This is a genomic window from Oleiphilus sp. HI0125 (assembly GCF_001635355.1).
Genome location: NZ_LWGF01001251.1, coordinates 1 through 640, shown reverse-complemented (window position 1 = coordinate 640; position 640 = coordinate 1). Strand labels below are relative to the sequence as shown.

Below are 640 nucleotides of genomic sequence, written 5' to 3'. Positions count from 1 at the left end.
CCCTTTAATTTTGAGCACCTTCGCCATCAAAAAAGGCTGCTTTTGCGCTCTGGCGGTGCCAGCCCAAACAACAACATTTATATTCCCGGTATCATCCTCTAGGGTCATAAATGTAACCCCTGAAGCGGTACCTGGTGATTGCCTGCCAGTCACCAAGCCAACGACATCCACAAAACTTTTATGCTCAACACGGCTAAGCTGATTCGATCGCACAAAGTTTCCCAGTAGGTTTGCTTTTTCCATTAAGGTTATCGGATGATGATCGAGAGATAAGCCTAATGAGGCATAGTCTTCCGTGAGATTTTCAATATCCTTTGGCTTAAACCTGAAATCACCTATCGGCTCCTCTGCAACGGTGCTCGACATAAATGGCAATGAATTTTCAGGGTTCATTAATTGCCAACGTGTTTCATAACGATTATCCGATAAACATCTAAACGCATCTGCAGAAGCCAAAGACTCTAAATCTCTTCGAGATAGACCGATCGCTTTCACTTCGCTCACAGATTTAAAACCTAAGGGCGGTCGCTCACGAACAAGTAAGTTTTGCCCTTCGACGCTTAACCCTTTTACTAAACGAAAGCCCAAGCGAATAACTTTCGCGTTTTCACCTTGTAGATCATGATCAATCATCGATCGA

At 43.9% G+C, this 640-nt stretch carries 1 protein-coding gene; it reads right to left on the bottom strand.

Features of this window, described 5'->3' with window-relative positions; genetic code table 11:
- Positions 1 to 640, bottom strand: a 640-nt coding sequence (locus tag A3762_RS21770) for an OB-fold nucleic acid binding domain-containing protein (RefSeq protein ID WP_231878891.1), incomplete at both ends; no start/stop codon positions are given.